This window comes from Vibrio sp. SCSIO 43133 (assembly GCF_023716845.1).
Lineage (GTDB): Bacteria > Pseudomonadota > Gammaproteobacteria > Enterobacterales > Vibrionaceae > Vibrio > Vibrio mediterranei.
The window spans coordinates 573,585-588,805 of sequence record NZ_CP068024.1 but is presented as its reverse complement, the minus strand read 5'-3'; the positions used below and the strand labels follow the sequence as shown (position 1 = coordinate 588,805).

At 44.4% G+C, this 15,221-nt stretch carries 15 protein-coding genes; 11 read left to right on the top strand and 4 right to left on the bottom strand.

Going from position 1 to position 15,221, the window contains the following annotated elements; genetic code table 11:
* Nucleotides 1-21 precede the first annotated feature (21 nt).
* Entirely contained in the window at nucleotides 22-1,458 is a 1,437-nt protein-coding gene (locus JKJ11_RS02950) for an alanine/glycine:cation symporter family protein (protein WP_038225549.1), read from the bottom strand.
* Nucleotides 1,459-2,162: 704 nt separating this feature from the next.
* On the opposite strand from JKJ11_RS02950, the gene JKJ11_RS02945 reads away from it, so the two are divergent.
* The 10 genes from JKJ11_RS02945 (at nucleotide 2,163) to JKJ11_RS02900 (ending at nucleotide 11,681) form a co-directional block, all read left to right on the top strand.
* Nucleotides 2,163-2,348 carry a DUF3545 family protein gene (locus JKJ11_RS02945; RefSeq protein ID WP_006075440.1) on the top strand — a complete coding sequence of 62 codons (186 nt, stop codon included), beginning with the start codon at nucleotides 2,163-2,165 and terminating at the stop codon, nucleotides 2,346-2,348.
* A 151-nt stretch (nucleotides 2,349-2,499) separates the two neighbouring features.
* A complete protein-coding gene (locus JKJ11_RS02940) occupies nucleotides 2,500-3,417 on the top strand; it encodes a helix-turn-helix domain-containing protein (protein ID WP_252038725.1) in 918 nt (305 codons plus the stop codon).
* Nucleotides 3,418-3,550: 133 nt separating this feature from the next.
* Nucleotides 3,551-5,695 carry a TonB-dependent siderophore receptor gene (locus tag JKJ11_RS02935; RefSeq protein WP_206379133.1) on the top strand — a complete coding sequence of 715 codons (2,145 nt, stop codon included), beginning with the start codon at nucleotides 3,551-3,553 and terminating at the stop codon, nucleotides 5,693-5,695.
* Between the two features lie 6 nt (nucleotides 5,696-5,701).
* Nucleotides 5,702-6,442 (top strand): siderophore ferric iron reductase, encoded by a 741-nt coding sequence (locus JKJ11_RS02930; protein ID WP_038225553.1) that lies wholly within the window; start codon nucleotides 5,702-5,704, stop codon nucleotides 6,440-6,442.
* Between the two features lie 319 nt (nucleotides 6,443-6,761).
* Nucleotides 6,762-7,544 (top strand): DUF3450 domain-containing protein, encoded by a 783-nt coding sequence (locus JKJ11_RS02925; protein WP_252038724.1) that lies wholly within the window; start codon nucleotides 6,762-6,764, stop codon nucleotides 7,542-7,544.
* A gap of 14 nt (nucleotides 7,545-7,558) precedes the next feature.
* Entirely contained in the window at nucleotides 7,559-8,902 is a 1,344-nt protein-coding gene (locus JKJ11_RS02920) for a MotA/TolQ/ExbB proton channel family protein (protein WP_503060913.1), read from the top strand.
* Nucleotides 8,892-9,470 (top strand): MotA/TolQ/ExbB proton channel family protein, encoded by a 579-nt coding sequence (locus JKJ11_RS02915; protein WP_062456778.1) that lies wholly within the window; start codon nucleotides 8,892-8,894, stop codon nucleotides 9,468-9,470. Before JKJ11_RS02920 ends, JKJ11_RS02915 begins: the two co-directional genes overlap by 11 nt.
* Nucleotides 9,467-9,871, top strand: coding sequence for an ExbD/TolR family protein (locus JKJ11_RS02910; protein WP_006075432.1), 405 nt, complete (start codon nucleotides 9,467-9,469; stop codon nucleotides 9,869-9,871). The genes JKJ11_RS02915 and JKJ11_RS02910 overlap by 4 nt, the downstream gene beginning before the upstream one ends.
* Nucleotides 9,871-10,497 (top strand): energy transducer TonB, encoded by a 627-nt coding sequence (locus tag JKJ11_RS02905; RefSeq protein ID WP_063605963.1) that lies wholly within the window; start codon nucleotides 9,871-9,873, stop codon nucleotides 10,495-10,497. Before JKJ11_RS02910 ends, JKJ11_RS02905 begins: the two co-directional genes overlap by 1 nt.
* Nucleotides 10,494-11,681, top strand: a complete 1,188-nt coding sequence (locus tag JKJ11_RS02900) for a tetratricopeptide repeat protein (RefSeq protein WP_124940645.1) — start codon at nucleotides 10,494-10,496, stop codon at nucleotides 11,679-11,681. The genes JKJ11_RS02905 and JKJ11_RS02900 overlap by 4 nt, the downstream gene beginning before the upstream one ends.
* Before the next feature lie 61 nt (nucleotides 11,682-11,742).
* On the opposite strand, the gene JKJ11_RS02895 is transcribed toward JKJ11_RS02900, so the two are convergent.
* The 3 genes from JKJ11_RS02895 to nfo all read right to left on the bottom strand — a co-directional run bounded on the left by JKJ11_RS02895 (nucleotide 11,743) and on the right by nfo (nucleotide 14,268).
* Nucleotides 11,743-12,294, bottom strand: coding sequence for a hemerythrin domain-containing protein (locus JKJ11_RS02895; RefSeq protein WP_006075429.1), 552 nt, complete (start codon nucleotides 12,292-12,294; stop codon nucleotides 11,743-11,745).
* Between the two features lie 100 nt (nucleotides 12,295-12,394).
* The gene (ung, locus tag JKJ11_RS02890; RefSeq protein ID WP_096441801.1) at nucleotides 12,395-13,069 is read right to left on the bottom strand and encodes a uracil-DNA glycosylase; all 675 of its coding nucleotides are present in this window, start codon (nucleotides 13,067-13,069) and stop codon (nucleotides 12,395-12,397) included.
* Nucleotides 13,070-13,416: 347 nt separating this feature from the next.
* Nucleotides 13,417-14,268 carry a deoxyribonuclease IV gene (gene nfo / locus JKJ11_RS02885; protein ID WP_171391490.1) on the bottom strand — a complete coding sequence of 284 codons (852 nt, stop codon included), beginning with the start codon at nucleotides 14,266-14,268 and terminating at the stop codon, nucleotides 13,417-13,419.
* Nucleotides 14,269-14,640: 372 nt separating this feature from the next.
* Between nfo and grcA the strand changes: the two genes are divergently transcribed.
* Complete coding sequence (gene grcA, locus JKJ11_RS02880; RefSeq protein ID WP_031494358.1) at nucleotides 14,641-15,018, top strand: autonomous glycyl radical cofactor GrcA; 378 nt, start codon at nucleotides 14,641-14,643, stop codon at nucleotides 15,016-15,018.
* The last annotated feature ends 203 nt before the right edge of the window (nucleotides 15,019-15,221 follow it).

The window sequence follows — 15,221 nt, the reverse complement described above, 5'->3', positions numbered from 1 at the left end:
TTTTGAGATAGGTAAAAGTGATTACTTGTTATCTGTCTCTTTGCTATACCAAATACCTTCCTCAAGTTGAGACTTAAGCTCAGGGTAGTCGTTAGCATCAAATGTAGGCACTTTGCCCGCTTTTAGCTGTCTGTTGTAATCTTTAGCAAGCTTAATCACGATGCCCGATAGTAAGATAATCGCAATCAAGTTAACGATAGCCATCAAGCCCATCGAAACATCCGCTAAAGCCCACACCATTGGCAGCGTCGCCACTGAACCAAACATCACCATACCTAGTACGATAATACGGAACAGGCCAAGACCCGCTTTGTGGTTGTGCTCTAGGAAGATAAGGTTGGTTTCTGCGTAAGAGTAGTTAGCAATGATTGATGTGAATGCGAAGAAGAAAATCGCTACAGCAACAAAAATGCCACCCCACTCACCTACTTGTGAACTCAATGCACGTTGAGTCAGTTCAATACCTGTCACTTCTCCGTGAGGCACGTACTCTCCTGACATCAGGATAATCGCTACTGTTGCACTACAAATTACGATGGTATCGGTAAACACACCAAGCATTTGCACATAACCTTGTGACGCAGGGTGTGGCGGATAAGGCGTAGCAGACGCTGCAGCATTAGGCGCAGAACCCATACCAGCTTCGTTTGAGAACAGACCTCGCTTGATACCTTGAATCATCGCTTGTGCAATGGCGTAGCCTAGACCACCAGCAGCTGCTTCTTGCAGACCGAAAGCACTCTTGAAGATATACGCAATAACTTCTGGAACCTTCTCAAGGTTCATTACCATTACCACAATCGCAAGCGCAAGATAAGCCAGCGCCATAATTGGAACGATAAGTTCAGCAGTACGAGCAATCTTGCGAACACCACCGAAAATAACGAACGCAGATATAAGTACTATGGCAACACCAACAATCATAGGGTCGAAGCCAAATGCCGTGTTCATTGCGTTTGCAATAGCATTCGCTTGTACGGCATTAAATACCAAACCAAAAGCAATAATCAGGAAGATTGAGAACAACACGCCCATCCAGCGCATGCCTAAACCTTTTTCCATGTAGTAAGCAGGACCACCACGGTAGTTGCCGTCGTCATCTTTGGTTTTGTATAACTGTGCAAGCGTACTTTCAGCAAATGATGTCGCCATACCTAGCATGGCAATGAGCCACATCCAGAAGATTGCACCTGGGCCACCTGCGGTTAGCGCAACGGCAACCCCTGCCATATTACCGGTGCCAACACGTGCTGCAAGACTGGTACAAAGAGCTTGGAAAGAAGAGATACCAGCGCTGTCTGCTTTGCGGCTGTTCTTTAGCACACTGAACATGTGACCAAAATGGCGGAACTGAATAAACCCTAGGCGTACTGTAAAGTAAATCCCCACACCTACGAGTAAGTAAACCAGAATCGATCCCCAAAGAAGATCATTCATTAGATTAATAACGTCTGTCACTTTAAACCTCACTTAAAGTTAGAGTACCGAGCTGCACATCCAAGTGCGTCCTAAATTGCGTGGTTATCCCATCCATGTGGTTTTGTTAATTTCACTGTTTTTCACTGCAACTTAGCTTGTATTTCTTACCCATTGGGAACGACACACAAGTCGGCTTATTTTTTGACGGGCGGATTTTGCAGTCATGGCGCGCAAAAATCAATACGCAACAAGTGGTATATTATTGTTATTTTTCACCATAAAATCACGAAAAGTTAACACTTTACAAAGCAACTTGGTCACTTACCGTTATCAAATTCGACTTGTTTTATTAACAATAGATAAGCATAGCAAGTAATCATCTTTGCATTCGCTTGTTTGCGGGCAAGCCTAGACATGGCAACGGATGAACGTTGTTTTACCAAATGGAATACTTTTTAGACATTATCACGCAATGAGAACCTTTCTCGTAGCACACGATTCGCTATCTACTCCCTTCTCAGCACACGGTATTAACAATCTCACTGAACAATTTCTTTTTCATAATGTGATTCAATCGGTTGTTTTTTAGACAAATGCGTTACTAAAAAGTGTGAGGTTGCATTCAAAATGGCATAAAAACTTCATACTTGCGAAACAAATGAGAAACAAATCAAAGTTAGTCTGCCTTGTAATGTGGTACTAAAAGGTCTCCGTGAGGAGAATAACAATAGTAGAGGTAGCTTATGGAAGGCTTTGAACTGGATGACATTGCGGAACTAGGTGCTCCACGTGCTCGCGCAGGACGCTCTAAACCGGTAAAAAGGAAATGGCGAGAAATTGAAGCTATTAAAGACAGACAGCGCTTACAAAAAGAACTGAACGATATGGATATCGGACTCGACTTCTCACTTGATGACGTTGATCTCTAAACCACCACTGATTCAATCTCAATAAGAATTTTCGCTTGTGAAGAGCCTGAAACTTCATGAGTGATAACATACAAAACCCTCTTTATAGAGGGTTTTGTTTTTTCTCAAATGTGCGTTGTATTCGACCTCCGGTGACAAAAATGTCAAGATAGTGCAATGTTTAACCACGTTGACTTCGGTTATGGTCTCAAAGCGAAAACCTATTCATCTAAATCGCGTCGAAAAGATCGTTGATTATATTCATCAGAATTTAGATAAACCGCTTACGGTCACTGAACTTGCCGATATAAGTTGCTGGTCTCGCTGGCAGTTACAACGTGTGTTTCAAGAGCAAACCAATCACAACCTTGCCCAGTACGTGCGAGAACAAAAGCTCAGCCGCGCAGCAGAGCAACTTTTAAAGAGTGACCAAAAGGTCACCGACATTGCGCTCGATTTTGGTTTTAATTCCGAAGTGAGCTTTAGCCGTGCCTTCAAGCAGCTTTTTGCCATCTCTCCAAGACAATATCGCCTAGTAGGCAAACTTAATGGTATCAGGCTGCCTCTAGTAATGAGCCCAGAATTGCCTCTTGCGCAAGCCGCAACGCAAGTCGTTAGAATAGAAAGTAAACCAGAAACTCAGTTTTGGGGCGTGTATGGGCCCATCGACTCCATCTATGCAGCGAATCCACAATTTAGTCAGCAAGTTCTCGATATTTGGGGCACCTTTACTCAAATCGCACTGCAACATTCGATCGCCCCAAATCACTTCTATTACGGTATTGTCGATACAGTGCGAGTATTGCCCAACTCACAGCTAGTGTATTGGGCAGCCAGTGATAACCCAGCATTTTCTCAAATTTCACAGCTTGAGCACGTTACCATCCCTGCACAGATGTATGCCGTCATTACCCACGTAGGGCCTGCCGCTACGTTTCCAAAAACACTCGAGTGGGTACTGCAAAGTTGGCTACCAAGCTCCGGTTACATGGGTCTAGAGGGATTTGAGCTAGAATGTTATCCAAGAGATTATCAACTGGAGAGCCACGAAGCCAAAATGGAGTTTTGGTTACCTATTCAATCGTTATAGCAGTACTTTCGACAAATCGTTTCCAAGAAAAAACTTGCACCAAATTGTTAAGTATCACAGAATCAAAATCCTTAGAATTGTAAATGAAAGTAATTATCAATAACATTTACATACTCTTTAAGAATCTTTTTCTATGATGTTAAAAACAAAACTTAGCCCAATTGCAGTGGCCGTAAGCATGCTAATTGCCGTGCCTACACTTTCAGTTGCAGAAGATAACCAGACAAGTCAAACACCTCAAACCGACGAGCAAATGACAGTACTGGGTAAGACTTATCGTAATACTGCCACTAAAACTTCATTGACGCCGGAAGAGACACCGCAAAGCATCTCAGTCATTGATCGAGAAACACTCGATCTGCGCGGCGTTAACTCCGTTGCTGAGGCCCTACGTTATACGCCAGGGGTACATACTCAGCTGCGTGGCGGCGCAGTAGGTCGTCTGGACCTATTTAATATACGCGGTTTTACCAACTACCAAAATTATTACGACGGTCTCCAACTCCAATACAATGCATGGAACCTTCAACCTCAAGTGGACGCGTTCGCTGTTGAGCAAATCGAAGTATTTAAAGGTCCAACATCCGTGCTCTATGGAGCGATGCCTCCTGGTGGTATGGTCAACTTAGTGGCCAAGAGACCAACACAAGAGCGCGCTACAGACATTAGCGTAGCGGGTGGTTCTCACGCTCACAAAGAGTTCACTATCGATTCTCGCGGCCAGATTGGCGATAGCAACTTTAATTACCGTTTCTTAGGAAAAGCTCTAAAAAGAGACGGTATGGCAGATACTTCCGAAGAAGAGCGTTACTTAATCGCACCTTCTGTCGATTGGAACGTCAGTGACAAAACACTGATTAACTTTAATGCCTACTATCAAAATGACCCTAAAGCGGGCATTTATACTTCTATGCCAGGCTACGGAACGGTACTGCCTAATCCAAACGGTGATCTCAGCAAAAATCTCTTCACCGGCGATCAAAACTGGAACAAGTTTGAAAAAGAAGTTGGTCTCTACGGGGTTAAACTGAATCATGAATTCAGTAATGACTGGACCTTATTGGTAAATACTCGCTACATGGATGGCTCGGCTCTACAGCACAATACCTACGGTACTGGCTTAGCTGCCGACGGTCGAACCTTGAGTCGTAACGCCTATCTAACCGATGAAAAGTCCAAAGGTTGGGTGTCTGATGCACAGGTAAACGGTAATTTTAATACTGGCAACTTGATGCACAACTTGCTTATTGGTTTGGATTATCAGCAGCTAGATTCAAAAGTGGACTACTTTGACGTTGCCACATCGACCATTGATATCTATAACCCTAACAATAATCAGCTAAGTGAGGAAGAGATCAAAAAGCAGATGGCCAGTGCAACGAATTACGGCAACCAAGTCGATTCGAAACAGCTGGGACTGTACTTACAAGATCAGATGCGTCTTAACCGCCTTGTTATGATCGCTGGTGTTCGATTTGACAATTACAAGAGCGATACAACAGCCAACTCAACAGGCGCGACAACTACCCTAGACCAAAATAACACCTCATATCGTGTTGGTGCTTTGTACGAGTTCGACAACGGTATATCGCCATACATCAACTACGCAGATAGCTTTGAGCCTGTTGCAGGAACGGATAAAGACGGTAATGCCTTCAAGCCATCCACAGGTCATCAATGGGAAGCGGGTGTGAAGTATAACTCTGCCGACATGACCAAGATGCTAAATATTGCTGCGTTCCATATCACTAAGAAAGGTGCACTAGTCAAAGATCCAAATGGCTCGTTACCGCAGCATCAAATACAGGTCGGTGAAAGCGTTTCTAAAGGGGTCGAAGTTGAAAGTAAATGGTACGCGACGGATCGTTTAGATCTCGCGGCTAACTATACCTACCAAAATGTGGAAATTACGGAAGATACCGATCCGACTCAAATTGGTAAAAAACCGGTGTGGGTACCAGATCAAATGGCCAACTTATGGGCTAACTATAACTTCTACGGAACTGCGCTAGACGGTGCCATTCTTGGTGGTGGCGTGCGCTACATCGGTGAAACTCAGCTCGACGCGGCTAACTCTGGAACTATTCCGGGATACACTGTTGTCGACTTATCTTTAGGTTATGACCTAGGCACACTAGGAAGCAGTATGAAAGGGTCATCTGCATCCGTTGCGGTTACCAACTTGTTCAATAACGAAACATACACATGCTATGACTCATTAAACTGTTGGGCAAATGACGAACGTCGCATCGTTGCTAGGTTGAAATTTGGTTTTTAATGGTTAATGCAAACCTCACTCGCTAATCAACATGCGTCACGCCTTGAGGCGTTGACGCATGTCTCACAACAAGTCTCCCCTCTGTTAGTTGAACTGACAGAGGGAGCACACGTTATTGAACCCAATTCAACATCACGCCAAGAAGTACAGTCGCTTTATCAATACTGGAAGCAACACTATCCCGAAGCTGGTGCGGTCTACTGGCAAACACGTACTTGGACCATGTTAGTTTGGCAGCCAATTACCATCGCTTTAGTCACTACTTATTATGTCGAACACGTACCGCCAATCAGCACAATGAAACAAGCGGTAAATCTTGATAATGGTGTTGTTGGGCAGTTTGATTTTGCTGAACACAATTGGCAACTTGGCGACCAACATCAGCGCTTAGCCATTGCCGCCAAAGAGCTAAAATTACTTATTGCCGATCTAGCGCGACAACTCAGTGACGTATGCAGAATGAGCCCAGCCACTCAAGAGAAGCTGCTTGCTGACACTGTGATGGAAATGTTGCTTCGAGGACTCAATCATATGGTTAGCGTAAATCTACTAACCAAAGAACAACTGCACCCTACCTTTGCTCATGAACTTCAGCATTGGCAACAGGCTCTGGAATTGCCGCTTACTCGCTTTGGACGGCTCGATGTCTCCATCGACGGGGAATATTTCGTCCAACGACGCGCCTGCTGCATGCATTACCGACGTGCAGACGGTGATTATTGCCAAGGGTGTCCTCAAAACAAATAACATAACATTATTAAAGACATTGATTTATATGAGTTATTTATCCTTAACCAAAAACTGATGATATTTCGTTACAAGATATTGATTAAGAGATAACAAATGATAACTCATATCAATATCATTTAGACTGTATTTCTCCACGCAGTTGCAATACAATAACCGCGCTTCCAATGCAGACATGAAAACGGTAACACGACTCGTTTAATGCCATTCTTTCTGACTCGATTCACTGCGTTAACTCCGCAAATCAGTAGCAGACATTTGGAACCCGAATTCAACTAAATAACTGGTACTTTCTACTAGAAAGCAGAAGGCTCTTGAAATGAACAAAACGGCTCTTCGCCTGACCTTGTGTTCGCTCCCACTGCTGTCCGTAAGCAGCTTCGCGACCGCCAACGATCTTAATAGTGCTCGAAATGTCGAGGCGCAAACCATCACGCAAAGTGCACAAAGCCAAACTCGCATCAACAAAAGCAGCGATAAAGCATTTGAACTGAAGTCTGATATCGCGATGCTTGAGCAAGAAGTGGCGAACTTAGAAGTATACGAAAAGCACTTACAAGCCGTTGTTGCTAATCAAGAAGAAGAGATGGCTAGTATTGATACTCAGTTAGAGCAAATCAGTGCAACTCGCCAAGGTGTTGTGCCATTGATGTATCAAATGCTTGCAGGGCTTGAAGCACATATTAAGCAGGACAAACCGATTCGAATTGATACACGTCTAACGAGACTTGATGAGTTGAAGGCTTTGATGCCTCAAGCTGATGTCAGTGATGCTGAAAAGTACCGTCGAATTTTAGAAGCGTATCAGATTGAAATGGACTACGGCATTAAGCTAGGTAGTTACCGAGGCCTTATCCATGTTGGCAACGACATTGAAGCTGAGCAGCTTTATTTAGGCCGCCTTTCTCTGGTCGCTCGCAGTCTAGACAGAAACCAATATTGGTCATGGGATATCAACCAAAACCGCTGGGTTGCCGTTGATAGTGCGTTAGCCCCACAGATTGACAAAGCCTTTGCTATTGCTCACAAGCAAGCGTCTCCATCGCTTGTTGAACTTCCAGTATCATTGACCCCAGCGACTCAAACACAGGATCCTAGCTAATGCGTACGTTATCATTGCATAAATTTCCGCTTATGGTTGCGCTGCTAAGCCTTGGATTAGCACAACCTTCTTTAGCCGCAGAGAGTCTAACTTCAAAAGCCAAAACTGCTCAGCAACAAGAGAGTCAGCACAATGCAAACCGTGAAGCTGGGTTTAAGAAGCAAGAGCAGCAACTAGCGGCCCGTAAAGCTGAACTCGAGAAACGTAAAGCTCAACTGGACGCAAGCATTGAATCGCTCAGCACTGCATTTTCTGATAATGAACGTACCTTAGCAGAGCAACAAAAGAAGCTGCATTTAGAAACAGGCAGCTTAGGAGAACTGTTTGGCGTAGTCAGACAATCAGCCAAAGAGCTTCAAGTGGAACTCGATCATTCTGTCGCCAATACTGAGCAAGCTAAGCAAATCGCTGACATCAATGGTATCGTCGCGGCGAAAACATTGCCATCCATTCAGGAGCTGACGGGACTGTGGCGTGCTTATCAAGCCCAAATAGCCACCAGCGCGACCTACGCCAACGTCCAAGTTCCCTTTGTTGCGGGTAACGGTGAAATCACCCAGCTCGATGCGGTTCGTTTAGGCAACTTTGCTTTACTGTCGGACCATGGTCCTATTGATTGGGATGGCAAGTTGGCCAGTGATTTCCCTCGCCTTCCTAAAAACGTTCCCACCTCAGCAGATGCGGCTGGTATTGTGACAGGCCAAACTGCCGCCCTTATCGACCCAAGCCGTGGTGATATCTACAAGCAGCTGGCGGATAACCCGACCTTAGCCGAGCGATTCGAACACGGTGGTATTGTCGGTAAGATCATTGCAGGGCTCTTTGCTCTAGGCATGATCATCGCTCTATATCGAGCAGCTGTTCTGATTACCACTGAGCAAAAGATCAACAAACAACTAAAATCACCGAGCACCCCTACAGATAACCCACTAGGTCGTGTTCTTAGCGTCTACAACAGCGAGAAACAGCTTCATGTTGAAGCACTTGAGCTACGACTGCTTGAGTCCATCATGGATGAGCAGCAGCACCTTGAACGTGGTCTGAGCATGCTTAAGCTATTGGCAGCTCTGGCACCAATGCTAGGTCTGTTAGGTACAGTTACCGGTATGATCGAAACCTTCCAAGTTATTACCCAGTTTGGTAATGCCGAGCCTCGTGTCATGGCGGGTGGTATCTCTATGGCATTGGTCACAACCGTACTCGGTCTGATTACTGCGATGCCACTACTTCTTGCTCACAACTTACTGAGTTCTAAGGCCGAAACGATTCGCAATATCCTAGAACGTCAGAGTGTTGGTCTTGTTGCAGAGCAAGCCGAAGTTCAAACCGTTGAGCATAAGGAAGCGTATGCCGCATAACCTATTCAGTTGGCTACCCGGTAGCGAGCATCTGAACCAGTTTATGACGCAAGGTGGGCCAGTATTATGGTGGCTCGCCGCGGTGGTGTTTATTTTTTGGTTAGTGGCCTTTGAACGAGTGATCTATTTCGCCAAGGTCTTTCCTACCGAGAAAAAAAGCTGGGTTGAGAAATGGGTAGCACGCCAAGATCATTATTCTTGGTACGCTCAGTCACAGCGCAATGCCATGCTAAGTGAAGCAGAGAATAAGCTTAAGCAAAACTTAAACTTGCTGAAGTGCCTACTTAGCTTGTGTCCCATGCTAGGACTACTTGGAACTGTCACCGGTATGATCACAGTATTTGATACTCTGGCCGCTCAAGGTAGCGCGCAGCCTCGCTTAATGGCAGCTGGTATTTCAATGGCGACGATTCCGACTATGGCAGGCATGGTCGCCGCACTCTCAGGCATGCTCGCCTATTCACGTATTCAAAAATGGAGTAGCAAAAGCCTACTTCAACTTGAACAGTTACTTAGAAGTGAACGTCACTTGTCTTCCAATGCGGCTCACTCAGGAGACTCTCAATGAGATTAGGTCATCGTAGAAAACAGACCGAAGAAGCCAATATCGATATGACGTCAATGCTCGATATTGTATTTATCATGTTGATCTTCTTTATTGTCACCAGTTCATTCGTTCGTGAGTCTGGTGTTGATGTTAATCGACCACAGGCAAGCCACGCCGTTAGCCAGAAAGATGCAGGGATCTTTGTGGCCATTACTTCCGCTAACGATATCTACATTGATAAACGTCGCGTGGACGTGGAACGTGTGCAAGCAACAATTGAGAAACTGTTGTTAGAACAACCTAATGCTTCGATGGTAATTCAGGCTGACAAGCACGCTTTCAATGGCACTGTGGTAGAGGTGATGGACAGCGCTAAAGGAGCAGGTGTCACGAAAATTGCGTTGGCGACGGAGAGCCCATAATGGTTCGACTACTGGCTAGTGTCCCACTTGCAGCTGCGTTAGCTTTTGCCCTGTTCTCTTTTATGAGTTGGATGATCGATATTGGGCCTAAAGCTAAGCCTGATGATAAGCCAAGGCTGAGTTATGATTTAGTTATGGTGGAACCAGATAGTGAAACAGCAAGGCGCCAACGTGTGCTCCCTGAGCCACCCAAAATGCCTTCAACGCCTCCTTCGGCAGCGGTGGTAGAACAAAGCTCACAAGTATCAAGTGTACAAACACCAAGTACACCTCAACTACCTAACATCGCCATTTCAACTCAAGTGGCAGGCGTGGCGCTCAATGCTCCAACCGTTCCAGATATAGGTCAAAACCAGCAAGTCATGCCATTACACCGTAAGGAGCCTCGCTATCCGCGTCGTGCATTACAGCGTAATATCGAAGGTTATGTGGTGATGTCTTTTACTATCGATGAAAGTGGTCGCCCGACGGATGTTCAAGTGGTAGAAGCCAAACCAAGACGAATGTTTGAACGTGAGGCAATGGTGGCACTTAAACAATGGAAATATCAACCGATGATTGTGAATGGCAAAGCGACTCCGCGCATCGGCCAAACCGTCAAATTAGAGTTTAAGTTGAATCAATGATAAAGCGTCTATTTGTTATCTCCGCCCTAGCTCTGAGCAGCCTCTTAGTGACCACTAGCGTAGCTGCTGCCCCGCAACTTGGTATGCGAACAGCAACACAAGTTTCCAAGGCCTATGAGCTGGAGCAAGAGGATAAACTGAGCGAAGCCATTAAGCTTTTAGAAGGACTAAAGCCGAGTGCCAATTACGACAAAGCGTATGTGGCACGCATGCTAGGCATCTATTATTGGCAAGCTGAACAAGCTGACAAAGCCGTCAAACAGCTACAAATAGCCGTGAATACGGGGGCATTCGAAGATGAACAAGGTTGGCAAACGGAACGTATGCTGGCAGAACTTTTACTCTCTGAAGATAAACCTGAACAGGCGTTAGTGCACTTCAATCAGCTGACCAAAACCGCTGAAGCAAACAACATCAGCAAAGACCAAATCACCGGAGTATGGCTCAATAAAGCGCGAACTCATTACTTATTGCAGCAATGGAAACCTTTATTGGCGGCAATTAATGAATATCACAGGCGTGACAATACCCCTAAATTACAGCCATTAAGTTTGCAATTAACGGGTGAGATGCAATTAAAACGCTTGAAGAATGCGATTTTAACGACACAAAAGTTATTGGCGTTACAGCCGGATAACCTAATGTGGTGGCAGCAGTTGAGCTCACTCTATATGCAAACTAGGCAGTACAAATTGGCACTGGCAACCTTAGTATCCGCCGAACGCGCTGGTATCGAGCTACCAGAGAATCTTCAGGTCAGTAAAGCTCAGCTTTATTCTCAGCAAGGTATTCCCGAGAAGGCTGCTGAGTCCTATGCCAATTTACAAGTTAAAGAGAGCGATATTGACACCATTATCAAGCAGGCAAGGCATTGGCAAATGGCTCGTGAGTGGTCCAACGCTCAAACGGCTTGGCTAGCTGCAGCAAGGCTTAATGGTAAGTACTATGAAGAGGTGGCAAGGTTGGAGCTTCAGCAAGGCGCATTCAATCAGGCGCTAAGTTCGCTCAATAAAGTCACTGGCATTAATCAACAAGAGAAACTGTTACTGCAAGTGAGAGCCTATGTGGGCCTGAAAGATTACGCCAAGGCGACCAAGGTAGCTCAAGCAGCGCATAGAGAAAAGCCAACCACACAAACCGCAGACTGGTTGCAGTATTTAGAACAAATGAGTCAACCTCGCTAACAATAAAAAACCCAAGCTCAGCTTGGGTTTTTTATTGTTCTTTCATTTCCAAATGTCAAAACTAAACACTTTCGACATCATTTTGCCTGACGCGAGCAGCTAGCTGTTTGTATCGGTCAGCTATCGTATCACCAAAGACCGGGTCGTCTTCAGTCACCGTCCATTGGCTTTCCACTACTTGCCAATCTTGGGTAGTAAACCGTTTTTCTATCAAAGGCAGCACAGATTGTTCTTCCAAATCAAGGTGGCGTTTTTGGTCTTGAATGAACTCCGATAAACGCCCCATGAATACTTCTTGAGGCACCACTGAGTCTTGGAGAATCATCTCGACAACATCTAGAAAAGCATGCGTCTTCTCTGATAGATCTAGATGGTCTGTCTCAAGGTTCTCTACTTGTTCTTGAGCACCGTATTTTTCGATAAAGTAGTGATAGAGAATGTCTTCTTTGGGGTGATGTATTTTTTCAGAATGATTGGCTAAGTAATCGACAATCTCTTTGACGATACTGTAGTTAATTGGCTGCTCTTTTTCTAGTAAGTGCAATTTTCGATTTAAAATCGCGAGCAATCGCACCATATAACCATGCTCCCGTCTAATCCTTTCGATCATCATGATCCTTCTCCCTAATTTTCCATACTCTTTGTAAGTGTATAAGAGAAAGTAGGATCATGTTTTGAGGATGCTCGAAAAACCACCAATTGACTAAGATTGCTTAATCTAGTCGTGGTTGCCAATCAACAGGTCGTTTGCCCATACTTTGAAGTATTTGATTTGTTTTAGAAAAGTGGCCGCTACCGAAGAAGCCTCTGTGTGCAGACAATGGGGAAGGATGAGGCGCAGTCAATACGTGATGTTTACTACGGTCTATCATCTTACCTTTCTTTTGAGCATGCGAACCCCATAGCAGGAAGACAATGCCTTCACCGTTCTGATTCAAAGCTTCTATAACTCGGTCAGTAAATGTCTCCCAACCTAATTTAGCATGAGAATGTGCCTGCCCTTGCTCCACAGTCAACACCGTGTTTAACATCAACACACCTTGCTCTGCCCAGCTCTTCAGATAACCATGCGCAGGTATCTCAAACCCCTCAATATCTTGAGCGAGCTCTTTATACATATTGACCAAAGAAGGTGGTGTCTTTACGCCTGGTAAGACGGAAAAACAAAGTCCGTGAGCCTGATTAGGTCCGTGATAGGGATCTTGCCCCAACATCACCACATTCACATCCGAGAACTCAGTAAATCGAAATGCATTAAATACATCTTGAGCAGGAGGGAAAATCGCCTTCCCTTGAGTACGCTGTGCTTCAACATACGCCATGGTTTGTTGAAAGTACTCTTGTTGCTTTTCATTACCGATTACGTCGTGCCATGTGAGTGTTGTCATTGTGGGTCCCTGAAGATGAATACTTCAGGTAGTCTATCACTCAACGAAGGGTCACCACTACTGTCAATTTGGCGTGTCGCCATGCACTTTTCCTCGCCAGAGGCAGTGCTTATTATATTATTTATCGCTCAATGATTAGGATGCTTTATTTGCGGTGTTCGGTAATGACCTTGACCATGAATATGTCGGTTTGGGGTCGGAAAGCGAGTAGAACGCGTAGCATTTGGTCTAGGAGTTACTGGACGAGTCATAATGGCACCTACCTTATCGAATCACACATTTATGCAACATGCATGTAACATAGTATGAAAGAAAGATGCCAAAATGCCATGTAGCACACGAAAAAATCAGCAATTTATTGAAAAATGTCTCAATTGTTGGATCTCATCAGGCCAAATAGTGGGCTCTATTGTTTCTAAAATCAGTGGGATAGAATCAAATCGTTGATCTTGCATGATGTACTCAAAGCACGCCCATCCAATCTCTCCTTTACCAAGCGAGTGATGCCTATCGACCTTACCTCCCAATGGGATCTTTGAATCATTAAGGTGCATGGCTCGCAAATAGTGCATGCCAACAATTCGGTCAAACTCTGCAAATGTGTGCTCGCATGCCTCTTTAGTTCGTAAGTCGTAGCCAGCTGTAAAGGTATGACAGGTATCAAGACATACGCCGACCCTCGATTTATCTTCTACCTTATCAATGATGTGAGCTAAGTGTTCGAAGCGCCAGCCAAGGTTAGTGCCCTGACCTGCGGTGTTTTCAATGACCGCGATGACATCCGGTACTTCTTGATGCGCTAAGTTAATGGATTCGGCAATACGGTCTAAACAATCACTCTCAGACAACTTTTTTAAATGACTTCCCGGATGAAAGTTAAGTAGTGTAAGCCCCAATTGTTGGCACCGCTCCATCTCATCGATAAAAGCAGCTCGAGACTTTTCAAGTTTATCCAACTCCGGCGCACCTAAGTTAATGAGATAAGAGTCGTGCGGAAGAATTTGTTCCGCACGGAAGCCGTACTTTTGGCATTCCGATTTAAACCGTTGGATAACCTCGTCGGTCAACGGTTTTGCCACCCACTGTCGCTGATTCTTAGTAAAAAGAGCAAATGCGTTCGCACCGATTTCATTTGCCCTTTGTGGCACATTATCAACCCCACCAGCGGCGGAGACATGTGCACCAATAAATTTTTTCATATGATTGACTACCTGATCGAGTTCACAGTTTTTGAACTGTTATTTAGCGATCTTATACTTTCAGTTTTGGTTATGGAAGCCATTGATTTTACCTAGATAGCTAGCTTCTTACGGTGTTTTTGTTGTTTTATTACTACAAAATGGGAATTCAAATAATTTTTAATTATTAAAATATCATTTTAAAGCACCATTTTTAAAGGTTTGATTGACCTCAATCAAAAAATTAACCACAACTTCATTAATGTTTTTTGTTGTATTTTGATCCAAATCAATACTAGAATACCCATAACGGGTTATATATAAGCCAGCTCGACAAGAATTGAAAATTAACACCACAAAAATGCCACTCTGAAAGTGGATTAGGAGATAGTGATGATTCAAGGTATCCAAATTACTAAAGCAGCAAATGACGATCTACTAAACTCAATCTGGTTGATCGACGGTGACAAAAACGAAGCACGTTGCGTTGCAGCAAATGCTGGTTTTGAAGCTGACCAAGTTATCTCTGTTAGCGACTTAGGCGAATACGAAAGCCGCGAAGTAGCAATCGAAGCTGCACCTCGCATCGAAGGTGGCCAACACCTAAACGTAAATGTTCTTAAGCGTGAAACTCTAGAAGACGCTGTTGCTAACCCAGAGAACTACCCACAGCTAACTATCCGTGTTTCTGGTTACGCAGTACGTTTTAACTCGCTAACTCCAGAACAACAACGTGACGTTATCGCTCGTACATTTACTGAGTCTCTATAATTAGAGACGTGATGTAAGCAAATACAGAAAAACAGACGCTTGCGCGTCTGTTTTTTTATGTATGTAAAATGGTGTCTGACACATACAAAAAAACCTCCCGAAGGAGGTTTTCAAAGCACATCAAGCACACACTAATATTTCAATCATGCCATCCACCTTAGGCATGTCATCTATATTAGACATCTCCTCTATCTTAGAGATGT

Bases quoted from the DNA above. Each gene is read 5' to 3' on its own strand.
- JKJ11_RS02930 (WP_038225553.1), top strand. From the start codon at position 5,702: ATGCAAACCTCACTCGCTAATCAACATGCGTCACGCCTTGAGGCGTTG.
- JKJ11_RS02915 (WP_062456778.1), top strand. From the start codon at position 8,892: ATGCCGCATAACCTATTCAGTTGGCTACCCGGTAGCGAGCATCTGAAC.
- JKJ11_RS02910 (WP_006075432.1), top strand. From the start codon at position 9,467: ATGAGATTAGGTCATCGTAGAAAACAGACCGAAGAAGCCAATATCGAT.
- JKJ11_RS02900 (WP_124940645.1), top strand. From the start codon at position 10,494: ATGATAAAGCGTCTATTTGTTATCTCCGCCCTAGCTCTGAGCAGCCTC.
- JKJ11_RS02925 (WP_252038724.1), top strand. From the start codon at position 6,762: ATGAACAAAACGGCTCTTCGCCTGACCTTGTGTTCGCTCCCACTGCTG.
- nfo (WP_171391490.1), bottom strand. From the start codon at position 14,268: ATGAAAAAATTTATTGGTGCACATGTCTCCGCCGCTGGTGGGGTTGAT.
- ung (WP_096441801.1), bottom strand. From the start codon at position 13,069: ATGACAACACTCACATGGCACGACGTAATCGGTAATGAAAAGCAACAA.
- JKJ11_RS02905 (WP_063605963.1), top strand. From the start codon at position 9,871: ATGGTTCGACTACTGGCTAGTGTCCCACTTGCAGCTGCGTTAGCTTTT.
- JKJ11_RS02895 (WP_006075429.1), bottom strand. From the start codon at position 12,294: ATGATGATCGAAAGGATTAGACGGGAGCATGGTTATATGGTGCGATTG.
- grcA (WP_031494358.1), top strand. From the start codon at position 14,641: ATGATTCAAGGTATCCAAATTACTAAAGCAGCAAATGACGATCTACTA.
- JKJ11_RS02945 (WP_006075440.1), top strand. From the start codon at position 2,163: ATGGAAGGCTTTGAACTGGATGACATTGCGGAACTAGGTGCTCCACGT.
- JKJ11_RS02935 (WP_206379133.1), top strand. From the start codon at position 3,551: ATGATGTTAAAAACAAAACTTAGCCCAATTGCAGTGGCCGTAAGCATG.